At 38.5% G+C, this 24,499-nt stretch carries 28 protein-coding genes and 1 pseudogene; 8 read left to right on the forward strand and 21 right to left on the reverse strand.

The features are described from left to right. Positions 1-19: 19 nt before the first annotated feature. The 12 genes from ACKWBX_RS06775 to ACKWBX_RS06830 all read right to left on the reverse strand — a co-directional run bounded on the left by ACKWBX_RS06775 (position 20) and on the right by ACKWBX_RS06830 (position 10,856). Positions 20-622, reverse strand: coding sequence for a hypothetical protein (locus ACKWBX_RS06775; protein ID WP_413967886.1), 603 nt, complete (start codon positions 620-622; stop codon positions 20-22). A gap of 400 nt (positions 623-1,022) precedes the next feature. Then, a complete protein-coding gene (locus ACKWBX_RS06780; protein WP_413967887.1) occupies positions 1,023-1,256 on the reverse strand; it encodes a hypothetical protein in 234 nt (77 codons plus the stop codon). Between the two features lie 65 nt (positions 1,257-1,321). Beyond that, a complete protein-coding gene (locus ACKWBX_RS06785) occupies positions 1,322-1,924 on the reverse strand; it encodes a hypothetical protein (protein ID WP_413967888.1) in 603 nt (200 codons plus the stop codon). Positions 1,925-2,954: 1,030 nt separating this feature from the next. Next, positions 2,955-3,398 (reverse strand): DUF6438 domain-containing protein, encoded by a 444-nt coding sequence (locus tag ACKWBX_RS06790; protein WP_413967889.1) that lies wholly within the window; start codon positions 3,396-3,398, stop codon positions 2,955-2,957. Between the two features lie 59 nt (positions 3,399-3,457). Beyond that, positions 3,458-3,898: a DUF6438 domain-containing protein gene (locus tag ACKWBX_RS06795; RefSeq protein WP_413967890.1), complete on the reverse strand. Its 441-nt coding sequence runs from the start codon at positions 3,896-3,898 to the stop codon at positions 3,458-3,460. Positions 3,899-3,954: 56 nt separating this feature from the next. After that, the gene (locus ACKWBX_RS06800; protein ID WP_413967891.1) at positions 3,955-4,977 is read right to left on the reverse strand and encodes a zinc-binding metallopeptidase; all 1,023 of its coding nucleotides are present in this window, start codon (positions 4,975-4,977) and stop codon (positions 3,955-3,957) included. 322 nt (positions 4,978-5,299) lie between these two features. Further along, complete coding sequence (locus ACKWBX_RS06805; RefSeq protein ID WP_413967892.1) at positions 5,300-5,899, reverse strand: hypothetical protein; 600 nt, start codon at positions 5,897-5,899, stop codon at positions 5,300-5,302. Between the two features lie 72 nt (positions 5,900-5,971). Then, positions 5,972-6,745, reverse strand: a complete 774-nt coding sequence (locus tag ACKWBX_RS06810) for a hypothetical protein (RefSeq protein ID WP_413967893.1) — start codon at positions 6,743-6,745, stop codon at positions 5,972-5,974. A gap of 973 nt (positions 6,746-7,718) precedes the next feature. Then, positions 7,719-8,786 carry an alpha/beta fold hydrolase gene (locus ACKWBX_RS06815; protein WP_413967894.1) on the reverse strand — a complete coding sequence of 356 codons (1,068 nt, stop codon included), beginning with the start codon at positions 8,784-8,786 and terminating at the stop codon, positions 7,719-7,721. Position 8,787: 1 nt separating this feature from the next. Further along, the gene (locus ACKWBX_RS06820) at positions 8,788-9,417 is read right to left on the reverse strand and encodes a hypothetical protein (protein WP_413967895.1); all 630 of its coding nucleotides are present in this window, start codon (positions 9,415-9,417) and stop codon (positions 8,788-8,790) included. A 139-nt stretch (positions 9,418-9,556) separates the two neighbouring features. Then, on the reverse strand, positions 9,557-9,946 hold the full coding sequence (locus ACKWBX_RS06825; RefSeq protein ID WP_413967896.1) for a DUF983 domain-containing protein: 390 nt from the start codon (positions 9,944-9,946) through the stop codon (positions 9,557-9,559). Between the two features lie 79 nt (positions 9,947-10,025). Continuing rightward, complete coding sequence (locus ACKWBX_RS06830; RefSeq protein WP_413967897.1) at positions 10,026-10,856, reverse strand: alpha/beta fold hydrolase; 831 nt, start codon at positions 10,854-10,856, stop codon at positions 10,026-10,028. 356 nt (positions 10,857-11,212) lie between these two features. On the opposite strand from ACKWBX_RS06830, the gene bla reads away from it, so the two are divergent. From bla to ACKWBX_RS06865, 7 genes and pseudogenes are all read left to right on the forward strand, one after another. Further along, entirely contained in the window at positions 11,213-11,950 is a 738-nt protein-coding gene (bla, locus tag ACKWBX_RS06835; protein WP_413967898.1) for a subclass B1 metallo-beta-lactamase, read from the forward strand. 207 nt (positions 11,951-12,157) lie between these two features. Beyond that, positions 12,158-12,658 carry a hypothetical protein gene (locus ACKWBX_RS06840; RefSeq protein WP_413967899.1) on the forward strand — a complete coding sequence of 167 codons (501 nt, stop codon included), beginning with the start codon at positions 12,158-12,160 and terminating at the stop codon, positions 12,656-12,658. Between the two features lie 6 nt (positions 12,659-12,664). Then, positions 12,665-12,868: a hypothetical protein gene (locus ACKWBX_RS06845; RefSeq protein ID WP_413967900.1), complete on the forward strand. Its 204-nt coding sequence runs from the start codon at positions 12,665-12,667 to the stop codon at positions 12,866-12,868. Between the two features lie 137 nt (positions 12,869-13,005). Continuing rightward, positions 13,006-13,839 (forward strand): alpha/beta fold hydrolase, encoded by an 834-nt coding sequence (locus ACKWBX_RS06850; RefSeq protein ID WP_413967901.1) that lies wholly within the window; start codon positions 13,006-13,008, stop codon positions 13,837-13,839. A 284-nt stretch (positions 13,840-14,123) separates the two neighbouring features. Next, entirely contained in the window at positions 14,124-15,071 is a 948-nt protein-coding gene (locus ACKWBX_RS06855) for an AraC family transcriptional regulator (protein WP_413967902.1), read from the forward strand. 135 nt (positions 15,072-15,206) lie between these two features. After that, the gene (locus ACKWBX_RS06860; protein WP_413967903.1) at positions 15,207-16,121 is read left to right on the forward strand and encodes a helix-turn-helix transcriptional regulator; all 915 of its coding nucleotides are present in this window, start codon (positions 15,207-15,209) and stop codon (positions 16,119-16,121) included. Between the two features lie 156 nt (positions 16,122-16,277). After that, positions 16,278-16,749 (forward strand): annotated as a pseudogene (locus ACKWBX_RS06865) (winged helix-turn-helix transcriptional regulator); the annotation flags it as partial. Positions 16,750-16,815: 66 nt separating this feature from the next. On the opposite strand, the gene ACKWBX_RS06870 reads toward ACKWBX_RS06865, so the two are convergent. Genes ACKWBX_RS06870 through ACKWBX_RS06910 form a run of 9 tightly spaced genes read right to left on the reverse strand, consistent with a single transcriptional unit; the run spans position 16,816 to position 24,023 of the window. Beyond that, positions 16,816-17,178 carry a hypothetical protein gene (locus tag ACKWBX_RS06870; protein WP_413967904.1) on the reverse strand — a complete coding sequence of 121 codons (363 nt, stop codon included), beginning with the start codon at positions 17,176-17,178 and terminating at the stop codon, positions 16,816-16,818. 7 nt (positions 17,179-17,185) lie between these two features. After that, a complete protein-coding gene (locus tag ACKWBX_RS06875) occupies positions 17,186-18,019 on the reverse strand; it encodes a DUF4138 domain-containing protein (protein WP_413967905.1) in 834 nt (277 codons plus the stop codon). After that, entirely contained in the window at positions 18,016-18,945 is a 930-nt protein-coding gene (traM, locus tag ACKWBX_RS06880) for a conjugative transposon protein TraM (protein ID WP_413967906.1), read from the reverse strand. The genes ACKWBX_RS06875 and traM overlap by 4 nt, the downstream gene beginning before the upstream one ends. A 23-nt stretch (positions 18,946-18,968) precedes the next feature. After that, positions 18,969-19,583 carry a conjugal transfer protein TraK gene (locus tag ACKWBX_RS06885; RefSeq protein ID WP_413967907.1) on the reverse strand — a complete coding sequence of 205 codons (615 nt, stop codon included), beginning with the start codon at positions 19,581-19,583 and terminating at the stop codon, positions 18,969-18,971. A gap of 11 nt (positions 19,584-19,594) precedes the next feature. Next, positions 19,595-20,437 carry a hypothetical protein gene (locus tag ACKWBX_RS06890; RefSeq protein WP_413967908.1) on the reverse strand — a complete coding sequence of 281 codons (843 nt, stop codon included), beginning with the start codon at positions 20,435-20,437 and terminating at the stop codon, positions 19,595-19,597. Between the two features lie 2 nt (positions 20,438-20,439). After that, on the reverse strand, positions 20,440-21,027 hold the full coding sequence (locus ACKWBX_RS06895; RefSeq protein ID WP_413967909.1) for a conjugal transfer protein: 588 nt from the start codon (positions 21,025-21,027) through the stop codon (positions 20,440-20,442). Between the two features lie 35 nt (positions 21,028-21,062). Further along, positions 21,063-23,465, reverse strand: a complete 2,403-nt coding sequence (locus ACKWBX_RS06900) for a TraG family conjugative transposon ATPase (protein ID WP_413967910.1) — start codon at positions 23,463-23,465, stop codon at positions 21,063-21,065. Next, a complete protein-coding gene (locus ACKWBX_RS06905) occupies positions 23,452-23,736 on the reverse strand; it encodes a hypothetical protein (RefSeq protein WP_413967911.1) in 285 nt (94 codons plus the stop codon). The genes ACKWBX_RS06900 and ACKWBX_RS06905 overlap by 14 nt, the downstream gene beginning before the upstream one ends. Next, positions 23,736-24,023 carry a hypothetical protein gene (locus ACKWBX_RS06910; protein WP_413967912.1) on the reverse strand — a complete coding sequence of 96 codons (288 nt, stop codon included), beginning with the start codon at positions 24,021-24,023 and terminating at the stop codon, positions 23,736-23,738. Before ACKWBX_RS06910 ends, ACKWBX_RS06905 begins: the two co-directional genes overlap by 1 nt. 158 nt (positions 24,024-24,181) lie before the next feature. Here ACKWBX_RS06910 and ACKWBX_RS06915 point away from each other — a divergent pair, with 158 nt between their 5' ends. Continuing rightward, positions 24,182-24,355, forward strand: coding sequence for a hypothetical protein (locus ACKWBX_RS06915; protein ID WP_413967913.1), 174 nt, complete (start codon positions 24,182-24,184; stop codon positions 24,353-24,355). Positions 24,356-24,499: the final 144 nt, after the last annotated feature.

Raw genomic sequence — 24,499 nt, forward strand, 5'->3', positions numbered from 1 at the left:
ATTATATAAATTCTTGCCTTCAAAACTGGATAGATAGCCCTGCATTTACAATGCCCCGATATCCGTAGCCAACTTCCGCAAAGACACCGATTACCCCTCCAGCACGTATACCAATAGCATTAATATGATATCCAAGACCGTGGGTTTTTTCCTCGGATATCTTCGTATCAGTGGATGTTGCGGTGGGTGATGATTTAGTATCGACCATATTGTATCCCAACCCGACACCTGAATAGAGTCTCCAACAATTGGAATTGGTCCAGCTATAGTCTGATTCTATTGCTATGGTATATATCTTACTTTTTCTTTCGGCTACGATATTCTTACCAACCTTTTCTTTGTCCTCCGCTTTTTCATAGGCTCCAGAAATCCCTAGTAAGAGATTGCTGGCGATTGCATATTTATATCTGGCATGAATCGCTCCGGCATATTCCGTATCTATATAAGTTACCGTACCTGCTGTAAAAATCGTGGTCAACATATCTCCAAGTGTATTTCCAACTTCATTATTTGTTAGCCGCCCATAGCCAAGACTAAGTTCACTTGTTCCCTTCTCCTGCGCATTTCCCGCAGAGATGATGGCGATTGCAAAAATGATAGTAACAAACGTAATTTTATTCATAATCACTGTATTTATATGCCTAAACAAATTGATGTATATTCTAATGAAGTCTTCACAACGTATATCAAGAATAATGTCATCAACATCATACTCATCTTTTTCATACAGATTCTCTTTAAAGTTTATATTAATTAATAATCTGTTCAAAAGTAATATGAGGACAGGGGTTAAGGGTTGTCAAAAAGTCAAGATTTTAAGCAATAGTTACGTTGCTGGAAAACCTTCTCCATCATCCATAATTCGAGAAGCAATATTATCCTATTCATTAAAAAAAAGCAGTTCAAATGGTGGATGGTTTGTAAGAGTAGCCAATCTGTTTTTATCTCGAAACTTAGTTTACTATAGCATAACCATAAGCACTACGAACCACTATATTTTACTCTTCTTCAAATTATTTTATCTAAGCAGAATTCATCAAATTAATAGTTTTTATAAGGCGTTTTTGGGCAGCTTCGAAATCATAATCTACATGTACTGTACCTGTCACTCGATAAATTATGCATAGTCGGTCATAAATTCTCTTGTTTTTGGCAGAAGATTTCAACCAGGCCTCTAGTCTGGATTTGGTTTTAATATCCGCTCCTTTTGAGATATGGCCCCAAAGTTCGATGTCCGTTAATCCATGATGTTTCATAATTTTTACTATAAGTTCAGGTTTGCTAAAACTTTACATCAATCACATATATTTCTGAAGTAGCTTTAAAACTGAATGGATAAGCCTGCATTGATGATACCCCGATATCCGTATCCTACTTCCACAAAAACCCCAATAGCTCTGCCCGCCCGTATGCCTATGCCATTGATATGATACGCCAAACCATGTGTTCTTTCATTGGAAATTTTGGTGTCCGTAGAAGCGGCAGTAGGCTTTGATTTTGTATCGACCATCCTGTATCCAAGCCCTACTCCGGAATATACCTTGAAGTGTTTTCTATTAATATAACTGTAATCCGACTCCAGCGCGATCGAATATATCCTGCTTTTCCGCTTCGCCACATTAGCACTGCCAAATCTTTCTTTGTCCTCGGCCTCCTCGTAAACTCCGGATATACCTACTAAAAGGTTATCGATGATGGCATATTTGTATTTGGCATGGAAAGCTCCGGTATATTCCACATCGTCGTAGGATACCGTACCCAACGTAATGATTGTGGATAGCATATCGCCCAACGTATTTTCGACCTCATAGCTGGTAGCACCCCCATACCCAAAACTAATTTCGCTGGTGCCTTTTTCCTGTGCGATTGCCGTAGCTGAAAATACCAATGCATAAACGATTGCCATCATCTTAATTATCTTCATAATGTAGAAAGTTTGATTTATACACTAACAACAGGTTACTTTTTATCGACCCTATTTTTTTGGTAAAATTTAACTCTCGGCTTTGTGGAAAAATAATCTGCCGTTCACCAAAAGGAAATGTTTGACTTGATGAATAGGTCGGCACTACTTATTTCAGTAGAGTAAAAAAGGTCTGAACGGTTGATTTATTGTCTTGAAATTAGAAAGGTTATCACTCATTATAACAAGATGGAAAATATGTATGGATTAGACCAATGGAAGTCTTATATCCGCTTTTTTATTTTGTAATCAAATTGTACTTCTTTATCTCTTTTTTGAATATAAATTGCATATTGTCGGTATCTGCCACACTAATGGTGAAATAGTAGAAATCCTCGGCCTTTTTTCTCGAAAACCTAGGGAAATATAGTACTTTATATAGGGTAGATGATTGGAGTGGTCTACAGGAAAATCCTTGGCCTGAACTGATTCGTCTTTATTCGACCATGAATCTACCCCGATTTTTGTATTTGCCCCAGCCGTGCGCCGTTTCCCTGCCACGAAAAAATCGATACCTCCGGATTTGATCAGTCCGTTATCCGGTAAATACGTGTTTATTACAAGATTATATTCCCGATTCGATAGTTTTAGATTGGTTTCATCATCCGATGACCCATCATATTCTTTTATTCGAATAATTTTTACATTGGGAAATGCAGATATAATGTATTAAAGATTTCAACGAGGGACTATTGATAGTCCCGTTCATTTGTATAGATGTATCCCCAGCCATAACCTTGAATATTCCAAGAGTTCTTTGGTTTGGTCCAATACCAGTATCATAATCTTTGTTACAAGCTATGAAAAACGTACATGTAAATTGGAATTGAAACTTTTCTCATTTTCTAAGATTTGAAAGCGATTTGTGGTTGCAAAGTATAGGTCCTGTGGAACATTCGACCCTTATTGCTTCAGACAATATTGCTTCTGCACTACCAAATGGAATGACCATCGTTGATGCAGTGGATACCAATATATTTCTATATGGAGACTATTCGGGCACCAAGTTTGCGATGTGTAATTTTCCTAATAGACCCTCTATTTGAGTATCGACAGCTTTCAACGGCCCATCGATAGTTGAAGCCTGGTATTCGAATTCCCTTCCATTGGGTTTCAGGTTAGTAACAGGTAAGTCCCCAACTTTTTTTGGATATGAAGAATATTGTAAACTGTATTCCAGCAACTGTGTTAAATCGTCAATGTCCTTTCCGGATAGAACACTTCTAACCTCTCCGTATTCTGTAGGCCCATATATCTCCTTGTATAATACTCTTCCATCCGTAAAGACCCACAAGTCAAATTTGGGATGTTTTCTTGAACAAGGCCTCTTGGAGTAATACAAAAGAACCTTGTTTTGTTCGGTCCTCAATGCATTGTACTGTCTACCATCACTTGGGAACAGGATTATACCAAATATGTACATCACATTATTCATTTTTTAAAAAAGAATCCCGAACGTTTTTTGAAGTAGCCGTCTCAATGGTATGTCTTTGGTTACCTTTCACGTTCGTCGGCTTTTAGGGATTTTACTAATGCCTCAATTCCATCGTTCGCCTCTTTTAATGGATCTTTGATTTTTGAGGCATGATATTCAAACTCCTTACCATCGAATTGCAGAATGGTTACGGGCCGATCTCTGATTCTTCGAAAAGGTGTGGGGTAGCCTAAACTATTTTTCAAGAGGTTGGTTAAATTCCACATTTCCTCAGTTGATAATTTACCGGAGATTGTTTTCTTTTCCTTGGCCATGAATACCTCTCTATAAAGAACTGTGCCATCTACAAAAACCCACAAATTATAAACAGGGCATTTTCCCATACAGGGTCCTTTCGAATAGTATAAAAGAACTTCTTTTTCAATATTGTCCGTACGAGCATGTTTACCTGTTTTGCACGAAAAGAGCAATACTATCAATATCATTATTACATTTTTCATAGATCTTCATTAGGAAAGGCACTTTAAACCATACTCAATGCACCCCTTTTCGCTCATTACTTACCATGTTTCGTACAATTTATTTTTTTTGGATTACCGAAGGTTTCAGCCTTTTTCCATGCGCCTGCAGCGGGCAAGAAACTTCTACTTTTCGCTCTGGCCGTATTACCTCTAATGTAGTTTCGCAATTCTATCACTTCGGGATGATCGTACATGAGTTGTATTTTTTGCTCAGCTATGGAGCTCCCATTTGGGCCTCCGTTTCGGGTAACAAAGGTGGCGAACACTTCTGCAATATCCTCCCCGGGGTTGGTGGAGGCATAACCCGTAACAAAACGATCTTGGTATTTCTGATAGAATTTCTCCTGTTCGTCTTGGTCTTCACTTAGATCTGAATGCTCTTTGGCGATATCGGACCAATATCTCGAGAAAAGCTTGTTGATATAGGATTCTTTTTTCGAGCAGCCCTCGCCTGGAAAGTAGTTTTTACAACTATTCTCTGTGATGGCGTGATCTATTTGGGTATCGTTTAGTGTCAATATATGTCCAAACTCGTGCACGATGGTATAGGCAAGCTCGCCATCGGCGTTGAAGCCACCCAAGTACGCAAAATCAATGGCAATGCCCATGGCCCATTTGGACAGTTCCTGATTCGTACTGTAGACATATCCGGCCGTGCCGTCCTTTTCCCCGGCAAAAATTATGAATTCGCTCATTTTAGACCGATAATTCGGTGGGATTATTTTTTTGGTCAGTTCCCAAATTTCTTGATGCTTTTTAGTGTCTTTTTGAAATTCCAGTTCTTTTCCGGTAACCTTATAATCCGTTTCCTTGATAAGATTGTCTCCATCTACGCGATACTGGGTTATCGCACCTTCTTCTCCTTCTGTACTGGCATCGTTTCCGGGAGTTTCGTCCGCATCTGCATCAGGTTCTTTGGGCGCATTGTCAATAGTATCGGTCTCTGTATTGGTTGCTGCGTCCTGAGTAACGATAACATCATCCTTGTTACAAGATTGAAACGATACAATGGTTAAGAATAGGACGATGAGGAAATTTCTGTATTTATCGGTTTTCATAAAGATTCATTTTTAATTAACCCTTCTTTCTTTCACAACAGGATACTTTTGGTTTACCCTATTTTAACGTCTTATTTTTTGAAGAAGAGTTTGGATAATCCATTCTTACCTTAGTAGTGTCTTGATATATGTAGACTTTTGCCTTATCTTAAAAATAAAGACGGCCTTTGCACGAAACAAAGGCCGTCTTGTCGACACGAAGTAAATCAACACCAATAAAATAACTATGAAAACTAACTCTAAATTATACTTAACATATCGACATCATCTAAAACATACTCTTTTGGAAATGCACCAATACACGCATTCCATTTAAACCGTTTCAAAATTGATAGGACAGGCCTACATTAACAATTCCTTTATATCCAAAACCGACCTCGGCAAACGCCGCAAGGGCATTACCCACTCTAATACCTAAAGCGTTCACGTGAAAATTGAAGTGGTTGAACTTTTCCTCTTGGTTCTTAATGGTAGAATCAGTGGAAGTAAACTCCTGTTTATTAAAACTGTATCCTGCCCCTAATCCGGAATACAGCCTAATAAAGGTTTGCGAAATATAATAATATTCGGCTTCGAGGGCGGCTGTGTACGTTTTACTGTCTCGTTCCCCGATTTTTTTGTTGCCAGATATCGCATTATCCGTGACACGCTCGAAGGCCACAGTCCCGCCTAGCATGATATTGTCATTGATGGCGTGCTTGTAACTTCCATAAATAGTGTTACCATACTTTTTGTTTTCATAGGACATGCTACCCAAGGTACCCGAAATTATAGTCAGGTCATTTGCCAAGTCTAAAAATTGGATGGACGATAATGCTCCGTATCCTACCTTTAATTCGTTTGCTCCTTTGCTTTGGCCATGGCCGAGATTCACGATAATCGTTACTAGGAGAACGGTCATTGTTATTGTGATCTGTTTCATTTTTTTGAGTTTATGTTATTGTTCTTAAGAGACTTTATATGTAATACTGTGGAAATCCATCGTCTCGGATGATTATTTGACGTAGATTTCTTTTGAAACCACGACCTCTACGATACGGCGGCCATTGTTCTGTTTTCCATCCGATTGGGCGATTCCGGTCAATTCTTTTCGCCTTGTGAGTATGACCGTAGTCTTTCCTTTTTTCAAACCTTTTATCAAGAGACCGTTCAGTCGCAGTTCCTTTGCACCCTCTAAACTTACCGTTCCGGTACCTCCTCCATTAACGTTGTCTTTCTGCACAAAGGAGATACTCACGTTTTCTTTCTTGCCAACTGACGCACCCTCCCATTTTAAAACCGTACTACCGTCAAGTTTCACTTCCTTAAAATCAACAGGTATTTGAATGGTTTCAATTTCTTTTAAAGAGATGGTGTTCCGAAAGGATCTCGACTTGTTCTTCACATAGGTAAATTCACCATCGATCAGTTGACCCACCTTCCATACATATTCATAATCCGTAATAGCAGCTGCGAATGCACCGAGCAATGAGCTGCTCAAAGACTTGGCTTGATTCGGTTCTTTTTTGTTGAACAAAATGCGTTCCCCTGTACGGTTCAATTCAAGTCTCACTCCTTTCTTGTCCCGAAGCGAAGCGGCTGCACTCGTTTTCTTGGCAGACAGGTCATAGCTAACCAAGTAGTCCTGATATATAGCTTCATCGACCAATATTTCAGAAGATTCCCTTTTTTCACAGGACATGGCGATTACGGCCAAGACAATTAGAATCGCTCCTTTAAGAACCGTACGTTTAGATTTGTTGGCCCTACTTTTTCCTATTACATACATAATGCTTGATTTTTAATTTAACCCTGATTACAAAACCTTCTTGGTTTCTACTTCTACAACAGGCATACAACACTGCACCCTATTAGTTCGGCCTTAATATTTTATAAAAAACTAATTTTCAATGTATTATGAATTTTTTAAAATTGAACTTGATAGGAGGGAGGTAATGGTTCAACAAGAAAATTAGCCCGGACGGCGTGACTTCTTTCGTTTCAAATTGGTTATTGATATATTGAGGGGATTCTGCTGAGCGGATAGCAACTTGCTTTTTGTCACATAGTATAAGACACCTGAACCTGTACGTTCGCTTTGTTGCGACAAAAGTCCGTTCGCGATCGGTATCATCATCGTTGTTACAGGATAGTACTGTTAGAAATAATACTGAAAAAAATGTAATTAGATTTAGTTTTTTCATGGTTTAAGATTTGGGATTAAAATGGATTTTATTAAGTAATAACCTCAAAACTAAACACGTTTGCACCTTCACCGTTTGTCAAAAAATCAATATTTCAAAAAAGGAGTCCTTGCATCACTGTAGTGAAACCGTTTAAATGACATGAAATCTCAAATTATAAAGTGGATATGTAAATTTCATAGGCGATTACGAAAACGCTAATCTGAATATTTTAGAATTGCCTTGGCATTATTAGTAGTTTAATTGATACACGCACATCCTATAACTAGTCAGAATTCCAATGTGAATACGGGATATGCGTGTGTCAATTCAATTTCGGCACGGAAAGATTCATGCCATGTTTCTTATGTACGGTACCAAAGAAGGTTAAGCCCTACCTCACTTTTGGCGTATTCTAAAAGTATCTTATAAACTTTATTGAGGCCACCAGTCATATTATGACATCCAAATAAATGTTTATCAGATGGCAAGCGGATAAGAACTACTGGTTGACTTGTTAGCTTTTGCCATCTTCCGGATGATTACTCCATAATCTGTTTTCCCATGAATGAACCTTCACTATTTATGCGCAGTGATAAAATCAATGACTTCTTCTGCAAACAGATCAGGTTCGGTATACATAGGAGAGTGAGCGGATTTTTCGAAAATCACCAATTCTTTTGAGGCAGAGCCTAGATTACCAAAAGTCTCCTGGGCAAATTTAATAGGTACTACCATATCATATTTTCCCCAAATGGTCAAGGAAGGAATGGTGATTTCACTAAGTCTGTCGGCAAATGAAAGGCTTTCGAAAATACCTTGGTCCCTTACTAGAATTGACTGTGTGATTTTTCCGTTCCAAGCTACGGTCAAAATATTGTTCCTGAAAAAAGTGTTTATAACCGCTTGACCTTGAATTTTGCTATTGAGTCTATTGACAAACCCATCATCCGAAAGTTTTTCCTGGGCCTTTACTGCTTCTTTGTTCATGGTATAAAAATCGTCATCACTATAAACGTCCGTGTTTAATCCGTCTATTTTACGCTGGACTCCTTCCCAATAAGAAACATTATTGCCTAAAGCTATTTGTTCATCCGCAACTCTTCTGAAATTTTTTGGATATTCAAAATAAATATTTTTGGCATCGTTGGCACTTCCAACTTCAATCCAACCCTTGAATATATCTTGGTTCTTTAGCATCACAGAAGTGCCTAATGTTCCTCCCCAGCTATGTCCCATCAAAAAAAATTTCGAATCGTCTCCATATTTATTTTGTATCACTTTCACTAGAGCGAGAACATCTTCCGTCATGATTTCAATACTGATACCATCTTCGGAATATCTCCCTTGAGACATGCCCGAACCTCTTTGGTCGTAATAGACCACGGCGCATTCCTTTTCTATTTCACTTTTAATAGTTCCGGACCGATACCCCAATCCTTCCCCGCCAGGACCACCATGCAATAGGATGAGGAATACTTTTTCCGAGGCGTTGCCATAAATATGGGCCGGCATATCTGCACCTTTGTGGCGTACATATAGCGTATCGCTCAAATTATCCATATCTTCCTTTGCACACGAAAGGATAAATAGGAATGAAGCAATTGTTAAAAGCATTTTTGCGTTTTTGTAAATTTTCTTTTTCATCTTAGTTTTTCTTTTTGAAGTTGAAGCGATAGCCATATTCTATGGCTATAGAAGGCAGGAAATTCGTATTGTAGGGGGTGCGAAGCATATAGGTTATATTTAGATACCTGCCGGATAATGTTTTGCCTTTTCGCAATTTTCCAAAACCCAAGGATATTGAGGGAGCATAATAGTTTCTGCCCGGGAGGAAAACCCTATCCACATTATCACCTGACACTTCATAGGTTTCCGGTAAGAAAGCACGATAAATACCTAAAGGATTAAATTGAAAATTAAGCTGTTTTCCTTTGGTATTGGTTCTGCGCCAAAGAATACCATAATTGGTGAAAACCCCAAGCTCGGTTCGTGGATCCCAGCTCAGTCCGACCATACCATTAATTAACCACTGTTTAGTGACTACTTTAGTCCTGCGCTTTTTTTGCTTGGTTTCTACTTTTTCACTTAAGAGATATTCCGTTCCAAAAGTAAGACCCGGATTCCAAAAATAGTTTCCGTAGTATCCTGCCCTAAAATCTATCCTATCCATAAAATTAGGGGAGAGTTTTTGAACTTGACTATCTGGTCCTAGTTGATTTTGAGCAAGAAGTGTACTGCACCAAAGGCACAGGAATGCGAAGCAATATTTATTCATTTTATCATTTTGATTTTGAAAGGCGAAACTAATTGTAAAACACTCTGAGGCACTTGTCAGAAAGTCTCTTTTTTAGTTTTTCGATAGAAGCAGAGTTTTTGAGGTATCTAAAAGCTTTAAATGCGAACAGGGAAAAGACTCAAACTTTTTTTACTGAATTCTTGTCATAACTCATAAAAATATTAATCCAAATATTTCTGGAAAGCCTTAAGATAATTGGTAATGCCAATACCATAATAAAAACAATGATACCATAACTGGTCAGTATGCTTAATTTAAATATCAAATAGGCTACTACAAATGCCGAGCCTGCGAATACAAGGCCGACACCGTAGCTGACGTACATGGCCCCGAAAAAAAAGGAGGGTTCGATTTTATACTTGGTTTTGCAAATCTTACACCGCTCGTGCATCTTCAGTACCGTGTTGATATGGTAGGGGTTGCTAGTGAGGTACATATTATCGCTGTGGCACACAGGGCAACTCCCAGTCAGAATACTGTACAATTTTGTTCCTTTTAGAATGTTCATCAAACAGGTTTACAGCATTTGTATTAGTAAAGGCTTCGGTTGAATTTGGGTTTTAAAAAATATCGACGGAACGATTTTTTTAAATTTGAACGAGCATCAATAGGTAATTGCGTACCTGTACTAGAAAATTATGTAACGTATAATTAAACTTTTTTGGATTGTCAAAGTTTAAAAAATGCCCAGCGTTTCTGATTGTATTCAAATAAAAATTATTTCGTCCCTTAAATTTCTGAAGCGTACTTTTCAGTCCTTTATTTATAGCCTTGTCATTTCCACCTATTATAGTGAGAATAGGAACTTTACCTTTATCGATGACATTTAAATAGTCAAAATTTGAAATATTCTTGATGGATTTCAGAATTGTCGATTTCGGCGTGCTTTCTATCATGGTTTTAATCAAATTCCTTGCATATGGGGTCATACCACTTTGACTAGATAGGTAGCCTATAATATTACTATTGAATGTGTTAACGAAAAAAGTTATAAGTAGTACTGTGAATCTATTTTTATTCAATTTGGGCGTGGTACCAAAAGTCGTGAGGGATAATAAAAGGGAGGGGCGTGCATTCATTATTTCGTAACCTACATTCCCACCCATGGAATTCCCGACAAAGTGGGCCTTTCCGATTTGAAGCTTCTCTAATAGTTCAATAATATCGGCGCCCATTTTTTTTAATGTAAAAGTATGTGCTTGCGAGATACCGGTTAGGACTGAATTTCCATGACCTCTCAGGCTTGGTGAGATAACTCTAAATTGCCCACTAAAATAAGAATGTTGTTTTTTGAACTGGTTTAGATTAGCCCCTAGACCGTGTATGAAAAGTAGCACTTCGGTATTGGTATCCCCGGTCTGGAAATATTCCACTTTTAACTCCTCCAATTGAATAAAAGAAACTTCGCTTTCTTCCATATTCTTTCTAGTAACAACCGAGTTTAAGAGTCTTCAAAATTAAGGTTGGATTGTATATCACTATTTGTCAAAAAATCATTTTTTTGAAATATTGACTTTTTGACAAATGATGCTAGTTGTTGACTATTAGTTTTATAGTTTGTTTAATAGATGCCTTGCTTACTAAAAAATGCGGTCATGGGCAATAGGCAGAGAAATTATGAAAATACATACAGTAGAATTAGGATTTCTTTTTCTCCCTAAGCTCGAGCAAAATGTGATAAAATTTGAATCCGATTCAACTTATAACTCTTTTGAAGAATATCTTCTTGAACTCCTTGGAGTTTTAGCGAGCTTTTAATAAGTAAATATCGAAAATGAAAAAACTCGTTTTATTAGTATTCTTTTCCGCTTTATTGTTCAGTTGTTATTCAAACAGAACAGTACTTTATCCTTTAGTGTCAGAGACATTGAAAATCGAGAAGGTAAGTGAAAATGTTTATATACATACATCTTATCTGGATATTCCCAATTACGGCAAGTATCCCTGCAACGGGTTGGTGTTTTTCAGTAAAAAAGAGGCGATCGTTTTGGATACACCAACTAATGATTCCAGTTCGGCAGAACTATTGAAATGGATAACCAATGTGCAGAACAAAAAAGTTAAAGCGGTTATTATAAATCACTTTCATAACGACTGTTTAGGTGGTTTGAAAATGTTCCATGAAAGACATATAAAATCGTATGCTAATATCAGTACAATTCAATTGGCAAAAAAGAGCAATGAAACAGTGCCGCAAATTGCATTTGATAATCAAATAGAACATAGCATTGGAAATGAGACTATCATTACGGAATACTTTGGGCCAGGACACACATCGGATAATGTCGTGAGTTATATACCGAGTGAAGCGTTATTGTTTGGAGGTTGCCTAATCAAAGAGATGGGTGCGGGAAAAGGAAATCTTGCCGATGCAAATACAACGCAGTGGCCTGTAACCGTAAATAAAATAAAACTAAAATATAAAAATCTGATAACAGTAATTCCAGGTCACGGTAAATGTGGCGGAAAAGAGCTTCTGGATTATACGATTAAACTATTTGAAGAAGAATAAAAATCATTCAAATCATAATATATATGGGTAATTGAAGGCTTCCCTGTTTTTGAGCAAAAAAAGTATTGTCAGTCAAACCTCTCATGAAGTCAATGGACTTCTAACGGTCAGCGATTAGGGCATAAATCCGTTTCGGATCTTAGAAATAATACATCTAAGGACTCAAATAAATTTATAATATTTAGACATAATAAGAAAATAAACATTTTGATTATTTACAATATTGCACTGACTTTAGGTGCTATTTTTCTTCTATTTAATAGAGAGTTAGGGCTGGATAACCTTACTCAATTTAAGGAAATAAACGTAGAACGTATAAATGTAATTGAAAAAGACGGTACACCTAAAATGATCATCACCAATAAAGAAAGACAGCCTACGGATTTGGTGATCGAGGGGAAAAGTTATGATTTTGGAAGAGGCAAAGCAGGCGGAATTCTAATGTATAACGATTTGGGCGAAGAAATGGGAGGATACTTATTTTCAGGTAACAAAAATAATCATGGTTTTCAAGTTTCTTTCGACCAATTTAAGAATGATCAGATTCTTGCCTTAAAAAGTTCTGAAGTACTCAGAAATGGAGTGAGGAAAAAACTATATGGACTGGCACTATGGGAACGCCCTGATTCCATAACGAGTAAACAAGTACTTGAAGAAGAGGAACGGATTATGAAATTACGGTCTGAGCAGGAAAGGCAGAAACAATAAGATAGTTTGGAGAAACAGGGTTTTTACGGAGCCAATATCTTTTTTGCGGGGAGATTGTGGAACGGGAACCATGGCTTATTCCTGTCCGATAAAAAAGGGAACGGTAAGATAAAACTTTACTTGGATAAGGATGGAAACCCAAGATTAGAGCTTTCCGACAAAAATGGAAAGCAAATTTCATTGTCCGAGATAATGAACGTTAAACACTAACTTCTTTATTGATATTGTTATTAGTCTGAACCAATACAGATATGGTAAGAAAGAAGTCTTTAAAGTTGCTATGAATCAAAGAATATTTCGAAGGATGCTCGGGGATGCTATCATTTTTATTAAAACTCACTTGAAAATTGGAGCTTCAAATAGTTGACACAAAATTTGGCAAAGTAGAATATGTTTCCAGAGGTAACGGAAATCCAATTCTCTTTTTGCATGGGGGTCATTCAAATTGTCATGAAACACTATTTCACAAGGGTTTTAATTTGGATGAATACCGTTTGATAACCCCGTCAAGACCTGGATATGGGAAAACGCCCCTCAACAAAAACGACACTCTTAAAAGTGCTGCCAGGTTGATTGTATCTTTTTTGGATACTTTAGGGGTTAATACTGTTGTATTGTATGCCATTTCTGCTGCTGGACCAACTGCGATGCATCTTGCCGCAAATTATCCGGAGCGGATACATAAGTTGGTATTGGCCTCTGCCGTAACCCAATGTTGGCTTCCGAAAAATAGCGGTATTTATAGGGCTGCCAAACTACTCTTTAATCCAAAGGTCGAATGGATTACCTGGGGAGCCGTACGGTTATTTTCGCCTTTATTTCCAAATCTAATTGCCAAAAATTTTCATTCTCAGTTTTCCTTGAGCAAGTCACATGATATTTTAAAGACTGATGTATATGAGTTATTGTCTACTTTCAAACATTTCCGTTCAAAGAGAGGTTTTCTATCCGATATTGAACATAAAATCAATGACGATATAGCAAGAAAAATCAGTATTCCTACCATAATTGTCCATAGTAAAAACGATAATAGTGTTTCGTTCGACCATGCTCTGCATGCTCAAAGATTAATCGAAAACTCAAGACTTATAGGGTTGGATAACAAATGGGGTCATATGTTTTGGATAGGTAATGATGCTAATGACACAACAGAAAAAATAATCGATTTTATTGCTTCTTAAGCCCTAATAAATGTCAATAGCCTTTCAATTGTGTTTCGTTGATAAATAATCCACCTTTAAAATTAAGTCAGTAGTTGGAAAAGCAAACAGACCGAACAATTTTACTCCCTTATACGCAACTTTATTCGCAATTAGCATCTATTAGGTGTATAATTTATAAAACTATTGAACGTTTTAATAATCAATACACAAGCTTGGTCGATAAAGTTAATTTTAAGTTATCGTTCGTTTGGACGGTGTAACTTTTAGCTAAATTGACTATTAATCTGAAAGTACAGAATTCTATGTCGTTGAAGTACGAAGGAAAGTTTTACAATCATTTTGAGAATCAGGAGTACAAAGTAAAGTTCGAAAAAAAAGGTTTAAAAGAAGCGTCTTATTATAAAAAGGAAGATAATCTCTTATTGCGATATAGGGCCCGAATTCCGGAGTTTGTCTTTCCCAAGACCAACTTGACCATAAGATATTTTAAGGAGGGTAGCGGCGAATACGTTTTAAACGGTAAAAGATTAAAAGTCAGAAACGATCGGTTTTTGATTATGAACCCTAACGATGGTTGGGAATACATAAATGAGAACAACGGCTACGTAGATATTCTAAGTTTCGCAGTCTGTGATGAAATGGCGAGCAAGTATAATTTCTATGTAACGGAAAAATATGAACAATTACTTGACAATCCTTTTGGTGAAGAAAAGGAGGAGTCTTATTTTATGGAGACCATGTTAGCTGCTAGTCATTATTCTACAGGTCGTTTATTAAAGTCGATTTATGATTTGTCAAACAAATTCGACTTTTATTTCACCTGCCCTTACGAATTGACTATAGAAATACTGCAATCCTTGTATAAAGAGCAAGCGTTGGGATATAAAATGGTTGGTGAAATAAACGCTAAAAAAACATCAACGAAATTGGAAACCTTGAAAAGGTTACTTGTAGCTTACGAATTCATTCATGACAATATAGGGAAACCAATATCAATTGAGGAATTGGCTACCATTTCTTCGCTATCCAAATTTCATTTATACGATTCTTTCAAAAGAGCATTCGGTAAAACGCCACATCAGTACATAAATAGGTTGAAAATAGCCAAAGCCAAAAACGCATTACAGAATACCGATGCATCTGTAAGTGAGATATCTGATTCCTTTGGTTTTAGCGACCCAGAGGTATTCAGCAAAGTCTTTAAAAAAGTCTATGGAAAACCACCATCCAACTATTTAATTGCAAATTAAAAGCATGTCCTTTCTATACAGTATTGAATTTCCAAGTTTAGCCGATAAAATTCATTTTTATTCTGAAATGTGAAAAAGTTAGAGAGAGCACTTTCGGCAATGAATAAGAGGTATTATTTACAAAAAACAAAAATGATGTCAATCACCTACAAGGACAAATACTACGATCATTTTTCCAAAAATCAATTTACAACAGCTCCATATTTCAATAGGGACAAAAACTATTTGATGCGTTTTAATGCTCCTTTGGAAAATTATAGATTCGACAAAAATAATTTGTCAATAATTTTCTTTAAACAAGGAATAGGGGAGTTGCATTGGAGAGATAGAAGGGTGAAGATCGGGGGGAATAAATTCATCGTTACGAACCCTAGTAATGGTTGGGAATATATAAATCCGGACAAAGATTATATAGACGTTTTGAGTTTTGTAATCTCACCTCAATTGAGAAGTCAGTTCAATTATTTTAAAACTGTTTCCCAAAATCAGCTATTAAATAATCCATGGGGTGAAATTGTTAATGATTCCTTTTTTATGGAAAACCCATTAAATGCCAGCTATTATTCATCCGGCCAATTATTGGAAAAGATTCATAGATTAAGTAGGCAATTGAATTTCAATTTTCTTTGCCCTGAAGAATTGGCCATAGAGGTATTGCAGCGTATAACTCAAGACCAGCTAAAGGCCTATAGGCTGGCCGGTGTGATACAGGCCAAAAAAAAATCGACCCAATTAGAGACTTTTAAGAGGTTGCTGACGGCTTATGAGTATATTCACGATAATGTAATGAATCCTATATCATTACAGGATTTGTCTTTGGAGTCTTCATTGTCAAAATTTCATCTTTATGAATCCTTTAAGGCAGTCTATGGAAAGACTCCGCATCAATACGTGAATAGGGTAAAAATAACCAAGGCGAAAGAATTTCTTCAAACGGGGCAATACTCCATAGGCAAAGTCTCTGACTTGTTAGGGTTTAGTGACCTTGCCGTATTTAGTAAAGTTTTTAAAAAAGCTTATGGAAAACCGCCTTCATATTTTCTCGCCTAGAGATAGAATTCATTATAATTATTTAAGCATATGTACTTCAATAGGTTTTCCAAAAAGACTTAGAACGATTTTATGTTTCAGTTAGTAAAGAATGCCTGAAGATTATTGATGAAAAATATCCATATACCAGTTTATGCGAATTGATGATACTTATAATTGAGCAAGCAAGAATTCTTTGAGGGGTTTTCAGTACCTCGTAATAAGGAACTGATGCGTATTTTAAAGATTTAGAACTGATAGAGCAATTGGGTTCTGGCATACCCCGAATCTTGCAACATTATGGAAAAGATAGCTTCAGCTTTACTGATAGTTTTCTTCGAATGACTTTTGCTGCTAAGGAAACTGCTACAGTCACTACTGGAAAGGCTGAAGTAGAAGGTGGTCAAAAGAGTGGTCAAGTAGGTGGTCAAATAGATGGTATTATCCAATTGACACATAGACAAAAAGAGATATTAAAACTTATAGCTGAAGATAATAGAATAAGCCGTGCTGGGAATTGCAGAAATACTACATATTAACGAATCTGCTATTCAAAAACATTTAAATAATCTCAAAAGAAAAAGGATTTTTGAAACGTACTGATGGAACACGTGGTTATTGGAGATTTAATATTGATAATAAAGATTGAAAACCACCTGTGCGAAACGTAGCAATTTGTAAAGATGTATTAGCAATTTTCTGACTTATAATGTTGTCAAAAAGGCCCTTTCTCCCGCAACCCTTTCTCAGTAACTTTCCATTGCCTGTCCGATTTTATTAGCTTAAAAATTTCAGGTTTTTCCTCGTAGGAGGTTGTGAACTTTACCCAGGCAGTATCGCCATCTACCGTTTCTTGCTCAATTACAAAATTAGAGGCACCACTTTCATTGGCCGTCATCATATCTTGAATAGCAATAAAAGCAATATAACTTTCTAATGTTGTGTGCTCTTTTAATTTGGAATTGTTTTTTTGATAAAAACTTTCCACCACGATTTTTGCTGTTTCGGTGTGGGATAATTGTTGTTCGGTACAAGCGACGAACAGTATGATCAAACTAAAAAGGAGTAACTTTTTCATGGTACTATCAATTGGGGTTGTTAATATATTTATGCGATATTTTCACTTTAGGGTTACGACTGCCGTTTTTCTCGTTAAGCTCGACAATGACCTTATGGTCGGCACTCAACGAAAATTTAGGTAACACGTACACCAATCTTTTGGTTTCGTTTTCGGCAATCCTTTCCGGTATGCCGAATCGGTATTTTGGTTTTAGGGATAGGGTCTGTAAAGACTTTCTTTTCCCTCTAGGTCTGGTTTGGATGGATAGGTCTAAAAAATTCAGGTCATAGGCCAAGGAGGACCTATTCTCGATCTGAATTACAAAATAGAATTCGTCCCGGTCAAAAACGATATTCGCTACACGCAGCGTTATATCTTCCTTGGTTTTTTTAAGTCTTGGAATCCGCCGCTTTTGGTCGGCTAAATAACTACAAAACCGGTGGAAATACGCGTTGCGATATTTAATGCGATAAGTACTATCGTTGCTGGCGTTTCCAATGGAAGCATCGGGTTTTTCATTGCCGATACTGTCCGACGCAGGAACAAAATAATTTAGTTTTGGAAGGTCTCTTTTGTACTTTACAATATACGAAAAAATCGCACCATTTTTATTGATTACCAGCAAATTACTTTCCTTTCCGGGAGTTGCTTGGAGCAAGCCGTAATAATCCTCTTTTTCCCGATTGTAGGTAAATACAAAGTTCTCGGAGCCTGTTATTCCCCTTCGAATCGGTTCGGGAAAGAACAGCGTCACATTTTTATTCATGTTGGCATAAATGGTATCCAAAACCTCCATGGTCTGTCCGTTGGACACATAGGGCAATAGGGCGAAAAGCAAGAGTACTATAAAGTGTCTCATAATTGTAGTTTTAACATGATTTTGTTTTTATTGGAAATGGTGGCGCGCACATTCCCGTTATTGCGCCGAAAAACCCTTGTGATGCCACTAACCTGCGGAACGCTTGGAATGTTTATATCCTCCACGATATCGTCCAGTACCTCGGTCGAGGCTTCCGCTCGAAAGTTGTTCTTCACATAAATGCCCTCGCTGCCATCCTCTAAATCATATACCTTTAACTTAACGGGGCGATGGCCAATGTTCTCGATCTCGACCATGGCACGGTTCGGTTTAAAGCTAATAAACCCGAAAACAGGGGTGTTCTTGGGAACTACTATGCCATTTATTTTGGCCGATCGGGTCAGCCGCATACGCAGGCGATAATCCGCTTTTACGACTTGTTCCCCATCCACTTCTGCATAGATTTCGGCATCCGTATCCGTAGTCAATAAATATTCGTTTGGGACTGGGGTAGAAGCAAAGAAGAGTTTATGCTCCAATCCCATTTCCTTGGAAGTCGTTTTAAGTTCGTTCTTCAAGTCGGCGGAATCGATTTCCGGTTCTGTGGGATTTGTAGTCTTCCGGTTCCCGACATTCCGGTAGTTGAGTTCGGAATACCTTGTCCTGCCTAAAGCGTAGATACTATCCACGATCCGTTCCTTGTTTTTTTCTTCAAGATTCGGGTCGTAATAGCCTGAAGAATCGATCAATTTTTCATCATAGATACTGGGCACGTTCCGTTCCTTGACTTCTTGAAGATCGTTGACGGCATCCAGTTTGGATTCGTATTCTTTTTGTTCTTCCTCAAGTTCGGGTACCAAGGTCTGTTTTATACTATTTTCATCGGAATCATCCTCGGACATCGCTATATAGCTATATCCAATTAGGAATATCAGTATAACTGCCAACACCGAACTAAAGACGATTTTGTTTTTTTCTATCTTCATAAGTACAAGTTTTTAAATGCCGATTATCGGTCATCGTTTATCTTTTTTAGCGTTTTTTCGTAATAATTCGTTATCAAAAGGCCATGCGTATTGTTCGGGAAATGCCTATTCCCAAAAATCAAATCCCCAGTAGTAATCAACTCATACTTGTCCGTTGTTGCCCCTCGGTTGATCTCAAAAATGGTCTTGCTCTGGAATGGAAAGGGTTCTTCGGACAGATCTATTTCCGATTCCACACTGAGCACCCTTTGTGTAAGGGAATATTGAAGAATACGGTTATAGACCCCTTCGGCCTTTTTCTGTCGATAGACATTGTCCACCGAGCTTTTGCCCAACCAAAGTGCCTTTGCAAGATTTGATTCGTAGTTGTTGGCATCGATTCCGTAGAAATATTCATGGAAAAGCTTAAGGTGGTCTAGGGCCTCCACCATAAGGTTCTCCTTTTGATTGACCATTTCCAAGGGAATTACCTCTCCGTCGGTCTTTATGGCAAAGGCATTATTGATGGCTTTTTTATGGATGTTGAAAACCATAAGTCCTGAAATAAGGCTTGTGAGCATCGCCCCCAATACCACGGTTATGACTACAAAGCGATTGGTCTTTAGGACGGTGTATATGTTTGTGTACGGTGTTTTCATTTTTATTCGACTTAGGCCGTAAATAATCTTAGGGTAAATGAGGTCGCTCGCCTATAGAGCTTAAATTTTAGGAAGACAATGAAGCCTATGGAGCCAAGCTCTACTACGGGCGCGAAAAAGCGACTACCGGTATCCGTTCCAAAAAGGTTGACCCAAAAATTGGCGTTTATCTCTGTATATATGGCATTGATAAAGACATTGACCAAGAAGAACGCCGGAACCAGCATATAAACGGCAGCGTATAGTTTAAAGAAGTTATAGGCCAGCGAGCGGAACTTCTCAAAGACCGCCATGCTGAGCACCAATGGGAAAAATGCTTGCATGATTCCTAGCAGGAAGTAACGTTCGGCTAGGAATAATGGATAGATAAACAAGTCCAGAATCCATAGGAACAAGCTAATGATAAAGGCAAGTATTTTGAAACCGTAGAGCGGTGTTACCAAAGCTTCGTATAATAGGGCCATTGCCTTTTTAGTGGCTTCCAAGGCACCTACATCTTCTTCCAAGGGAATATCCTGCATTTGCAGCGGGAGTAGGGCAGGGGCAGTTCCACGGTACTGCTCTTCTACGGCTACTAGGATGCTATCGAACAATGAAAGTATCTGTGTCGAAAAGATGACCAGTAGCACTATCGCAAAGTTCTTCGCCAGTTCGTTAGGGCTTAAACCCCATGTGTAACCTTCCTTATCGGCGACCCCCTCATTGTACTTTTTGAGTATGTTAATCAAGAAAAACAGTACGGCAAGCGTCTTCATTCCGGCAATGGTATATTGCGAGAAATCGCTGTTCTGTATCGTTTGAAAAACAGTATCTATATATTCCAGACCTATGCCCAAAAAGATTGTTGCGGTCATTTTTAATAGTTTGTTTTTCTATTGTTGATTTTATCCTGCATCTTTCTGAAAGAAACAATGTCTCGATAGCGTTCTGTTTTTTTAGTAATCTCGGCGACCATTTCCTTTGATTTAGTTTCTTTTTCCTTCAGGATGGCCGCACGTTCTGCATCGGTCATTTTTAGTAGATCGCTTGACAATATTTGCTTGATAAAGTCTAGATCTTCCATTGAATTTTCAATGATGGCATTGAATGATTCCGATACCCGACTGACCTCGTAAGGTCTAATGTATGGGGAGTTTAAAATATCGCGTAGATCTTCTTGTACAACTTTGTAAAGACGTTCATTATTTCGAACCAGTTCCTTTACCGCGTTGAGCTGTTGAATGGCTCCGCTGACCTTATCGATATTTTCCTTTTGTTCCTTCAGGAACTTCATGGTCTTGATGATATTGGAGGTCTGTTTACCGGCCTCAACGAGCTGCTTGGCAAATGAGATAAAGTTTATGTTGTCATAAACAGGCATTCCCTGGGCCGTAGCACGGCCAGGCAATAAAAAGATTATAGTTAGTACCATTAGAATTACCGATGTTTTGATTTTGCGTTTCATTTTTTTGGGTTTTAATTGTTAATGTTAAATGCGGTCTATGACCGCTTGATAAATGTTTTGATAGCCTCCTCCATAGAGTTGGTTTTATGATACAGGGCCATTATCTCCTCATTTTCTTTTCCGTCCGTCAAATAGGCTGCATATACTTCTTTGGGAACTTCAAGCCGGAAGATGTTACTCTCCTTGCCGATCTTGATGAACATCTCAGTGTACTTTCTTTCTCCGGTCAGATTGTTTTTGATGGATTTTAACTGGTTCAGGTCGTGGCTTGAAAGGTTGAGCCGTTTGACGATTTCATCATAGCCCTTTTCGTTGTTCAGGCTGTAAACGACCTGGGTGTTTTCAAGGATACTGGCCGAAGTTGAATTGTCGGGAAGCTGATTGATAGATTGCAGGATGATACCGATGGCCCCGTTCTGTTTCCGGATGGCCTGATAGTAGAATTCCACGCTTTCCAGTACATTGTCGAACTTCAACTGTTTGGCGAACTCATCGAAGAGAATAATGCCTTTTTCGGCCCTATTCTTCCAAATCGTTCGTTGTATGGCGGACTTTATCAGCTTCAACATCACGGAAAGGATTTCCTTGTTGTCTTTTACTTCATCGAGTTCAAAAACGATAAGGCGCTTGTCCTCGATTTTATAGGTCTGGTCTTCGCTTACTTCAAAAAGGAAGCTGTACAGGCCATCGCCAACATATTCCGACATGATGTGCAGGAAGTTGGTAATGTTGAAATAGTCGGGATGAATCTTAAGGGTCTTGAGGAGCGTTTCCCTATGTTCCTCTATAAAGTCATAAAAGCTGCTGAGCGAATGACCGATCGCGGACTGTTTGTAATAGTAACGAAGGATTTTCTTGACGGAGACCGATTGTGCCTTGGTCACGTTCAGGTCGGAAGCGAACAGTTCAAAAAGGAAAACCGATAGGTCTTCCAGCCGTTCCGGTGTCAGGTCTTTTTTATCGCTGATAAAGAACGGGTTGATGCCCAGATTCTGCCCACTTTCATAGCGTAGTACCGTGTATTGTTCGGGATAGAGTTTGGCGAACTTGGTGTAGGATCCCCCAAGGTCGATGATGACCAAGCGGACACCGCTCTCGAAATATTGCCGCAGGATATTGTTGGCCAAGAAAGATTTGCCTTCGCCCGTAGGTGCGAAAATGGCAAAGTTTCTTGCCTTGATGCGTTTCTTTTGCTCGTCCCAGACATCTTTCAGAACGGGTACGTTGTATTCCCGGTCATTGAAGACGATGCCCGTTTCGTCGGATTTGTAGCTGGTGTTGTTGATGAGCAGGCACAGTGCATGCTTTAAATCGGTCACATATAGGTCTTCGTTGGAGAAGTTGGACGAGAAGGCGCAATAGCTGTTCAGGAAATAGTTCTTGCGTTCTTCGCCTCTCGGATAGTAAGGGGTAATATCCAATTCCTTGAACTCCGCCTTGATTTGGGAAGCAATGGCCTCCAATTTATGAGGTTCCTTATGGCAGTAGATGATGTTGAGTTGTCCACGTATGACACGGGCATTGTCATCGGCATTGATTTTATCGAGAATATGCTGGATTTTTCCAAGGACCACCTTGTTCTGCGAACCGAAATTGGAACTCTTTTTCAGTTCCTCGACCTTTTTGTCCAGCAGTTTGCGCCATTTTTGCTTATCGTCCAGATACAGGATCTGGTTGACGATATGGTTTTCGTTCAAGGTCAGGCCGATACCGTCGATAAACCCCTGATGGAATACGAAATCGTCCGAGGTAAAACGTTCGTTGGTCTTGCTGCTGAGGACGTTTTCGCTAAAGCACGATTCACTGTTGACGGCCAGAACATCAAAATGGTTCTCGCCGATGTTGATATTTGCTTTGTCCAATAGGATATCGGTATCGTACCCTTCATTGAATCCATTGAAGTATAAATGGGTAAGCCCCAAGATTTCATCGGAAACCAACGAGGTAAGTGCAATCTTGCGGCTATTATTTACGAAGGAAACAGAATCGTTTATGGCACCTATGAACCGGTTCAGGTTATCGTCCAGTTCTTTGGGAACGGACTTGACAACTTTTTTAAACGGATTGACATATTTGGGATTGTTAAGTGCCTTGTTCTTGGTCAGGATAAAGAACAGATAGCACTGATGTTCCATATACTCCCTTCCCCTGAAGTGTTCGGATGTGGCCTTCGCCAAAAAAGTATCGTTGGGAAGTTGTTCGGAGGTATATGATTTTTTCAGGTAGATATCCTGTTTGTGAACGACCGTACCGACAGGAAGAGATTTGATGGCCTGGAACCAGGCACCGTGCAAGTCCTCGAAATCCTTCTCCGAAAGGGAATAGATTTCCGGCAAGTCGGCCTTGTAGCAAAGCACCACGTTGCCATTGTTGGCAAAGAATACGTTCTTGCGAATGTCCGCGATGGGATGGTTCGATGCCAGATTAATCTTCCTCATAGTCGAATAGCGTCGCCTTTTTATTAGTGATGATTTTGGGAAAGGGATTGGAAAGCTGAACGGGTTGCGGATTTTTGGACAATCGGATAAGTACGATATATAGACAGCCGTTCAATATAAAGGCACCTAGTATGATACCCAGACCAAACGAAAAGATGATGACTAATAGCGATGCCACTATTGCAACCATCATCAGGGCGAACAATGATACCGGAAGTCCGAATATCATCGCCCGCTTCCTGATGTTCTTATAGACCTCGAACCGCTTCATTACACTACGATGCTTATGAGATAGGTAAAGATGCCAACGATCGCTCCGGCGATGAGTACAAAAACCAGAACACGGGTTATCCCTTTTTTAAGGTCTGCGTTCTCGCCGAAGAAGTGGCCTGCATTAAATAGGAAGCCGATGAGAAAGATGACTCCTAAAATGATTGGGAAAATAGTACGTATGGTATCCGAGACATCGTTTACGGAATCTTCAATACCTCCGATTTGGGCATAGGTCGGCAGGGTAGCCAACAGGAGCAAGAGTGCTCCCAATCGCTTGTTTTTCATGACTGTTCGTTTTTTGTGCCTGATGAGGGCAGTTGATGAATGAACTTTTACGAAAGCTATTTAGGAATGATTCGGAGGTGGAGAAATCTTCAAATTTTAACGTAGAAGGGAACTAAACCTTTAGAAGATTATCAAAGGATGTATGAATTCTTTAAAAATTGTGTAAACAAGAAATTACAAATGAGTTGGTCAACAGTTTATTTGAGAAGGTACTTTTGGACGATTTTTACCTGTTTACGGCTTTCATCATCAGACAATTGGAAAAGAAAATCATCGTCATTGACTCCGGCCCCGAGAAAGAGATTTTGATGTTATTTGAATTAATAAAATGAGGGAGAAGGTAATTTAAACAAACAGCGACTCTTTACAGAAAGCGGATTTTGTAAGGAGTTCTTCTTTTTTGAAGTATGTTATTGGGAGTTAATCTGCAACTTTGAAACTACCTCTATACGGCCTAATGTAAAGAGTTTAATTAT

This window comes from Maribacter algae (genome assembly GCF_047345745.1).
Classification (GTDB): Bacteria; Bacteroidota; Bacteroidia; order Flavobacteriales; family Flavobacteriaceae; genus Maribacter.

Coding starts and splice junctions, on each gene's coding strand:
- ACKWBX_RS06905 (WP_413967911.1), bottom strand. CDS start 23,736: ATGAAGCGGTTCGAGGTCTATAAGAACATCAGGAAGCGGGCGATGATA.
- ACKWBX_RS06855 (WP_413967902.1), top strand. CDS start 14,124: ATGTCGTTGAAGTACGAAGGAAAGTTTTACAATCATTTTGAGAATCAG.
- ACKWBX_RS06860 (WP_413967903.1), top strand. CDS start 15,207: ATGTCAATCACCTACAAGGACAAATACTACGATCATTTTTCCAAAAAT.
- ACKWBX_RS06885 (WP_413967907.1), bottom strand. CDS start 19,583: ATGAAAACACCGTACACAAACATATACACCGTCCTAAAGACCAATCGC.
- ACKWBX_RS06775 (WP_413967886.1), bottom strand. CDS start 622: ATGAATAAAATTACGTTTGTTACTATCATTTTTGCAATCGCCATCATC.
- ACKWBX_RS06820 (WP_413967895.1), bottom strand. CDS start 9,417: ATGAATAAATATTGCTTCGCATTCCTGTGCCTTTGGTGCAGTACACTT.
- ACKWBX_RS06910 (WP_413967912.1), bottom strand. CDS start 24,023: ATGAAAAACAAGCGATTGGGAGCACTCTTGCTCCTGTTGGCTACCCTG.
- ACKWBX_RS06795 (WP_413967890.1), bottom strand. CDS start 3,898: ATGAAAAATGTAATAATGATATTGATAGTATTGCTCTTTTCGTGCAAA.
- ACKWBX_RS06895 (WP_413967909.1), bottom strand. CDS start 21,027: ATGAAACGCAAAATCAAAACATCGGTAATTCTAATGGTACTAACTATA.
- traM (WP_413967906.1), bottom strand. CDS start 18,945: ATGAAGATAGAAAAAAACAAAATCGTCTTTAGTTCGGTGTTGGCAGTT.
- ACKWBX_RS06815 (WP_413967894.1), bottom strand. CDS start 8,786: ATGAAAAAGAAAATTTACAAAAACGCAAAAATGCTTTTAACAATTGCT.
- ACKWBX_RS06780 (WP_413967887.1), bottom strand. CDS start 1,256: ATGAAACATCATGGATTAACGGACATCGAACTTTGGGGCCATATCTCA.
- ACKWBX_RS06800 (WP_413967891.1), bottom strand. CDS start 4,977: ATGAAAACCGATAAATACAGAAATTTCCTCATCGTCCTATTCTTAACC.
- ACKWBX_RS06810 (WP_413967893.1), bottom strand. CDS start 6,745: ATGTATGTAATAGGAAAAAGTAGGGCCAACAAATCTAAACGTACGGTT.
- ACKWBX_RS06825 (WP_413967896.1), bottom strand. CDS start 9,946: ATGAACATTCTAAAAGGAACAAAATTGTACAGTATTCTGACTGGGAGT.
- ACKWBX_RS06785 (WP_413967888.1), bottom strand. CDS start 1,924: ATGAAGATAATTAAGATGATGGCAATCGTTTATGCATTGGTATTTTCA.
- bla (WP_413967898.1), top strand. CDS start 11,213: ATGAAAAAACTCGTTTTATTAGTATTCTTTTCCGCTTTATTGTTCAGT.
- ACKWBX_RS06790 (WP_413967889.1), bottom strand. CDS start 3,398: ATGAATAATGTGATGTACATATTTGGTATAATCCTGTTCCCAAGTGAT.
- ACKWBX_RS06805 (WP_413967892.1), bottom strand. CDS start 5,899: ATGAAACAGATCACAATAACAATGACCGTTCTCCTAGTAACGATTATC.
- ACKWBX_RS06900 (WP_413967910.1), bottom strand. CDS start 23,465: ATGAGGAAGATTAATCTGGCATCGAACCATCCCATCGCGGACATTCGC.
- ACKWBX_RS06875 (WP_413967905.1), bottom strand. CDS start 18,019: ATGAGACACTTTATAGTACTCTTGCTTTTCGCCCTATTGCCCTATGTG.
- ACKWBX_RS06870 (WP_413967904.1), bottom strand. CDS start 17,178: ATGAAAAAGTTACTCCTTTTTAGTTTGATCATACTGTTCGTCGCTTGT.
- ACKWBX_RS06890 (WP_413967908.1), bottom strand. CDS start 20,437: ATGACCGCAACAATCTTTTTGGGCATAGGTCTGGAATATATAGATACT.
- ACKWBX_RS06830 (WP_413967897.1), bottom strand. CDS start 10,856: ATGGAAGAAAGCGAAGTTTCTTTTATTCAATTGGAGGAGTTAAAAGTG.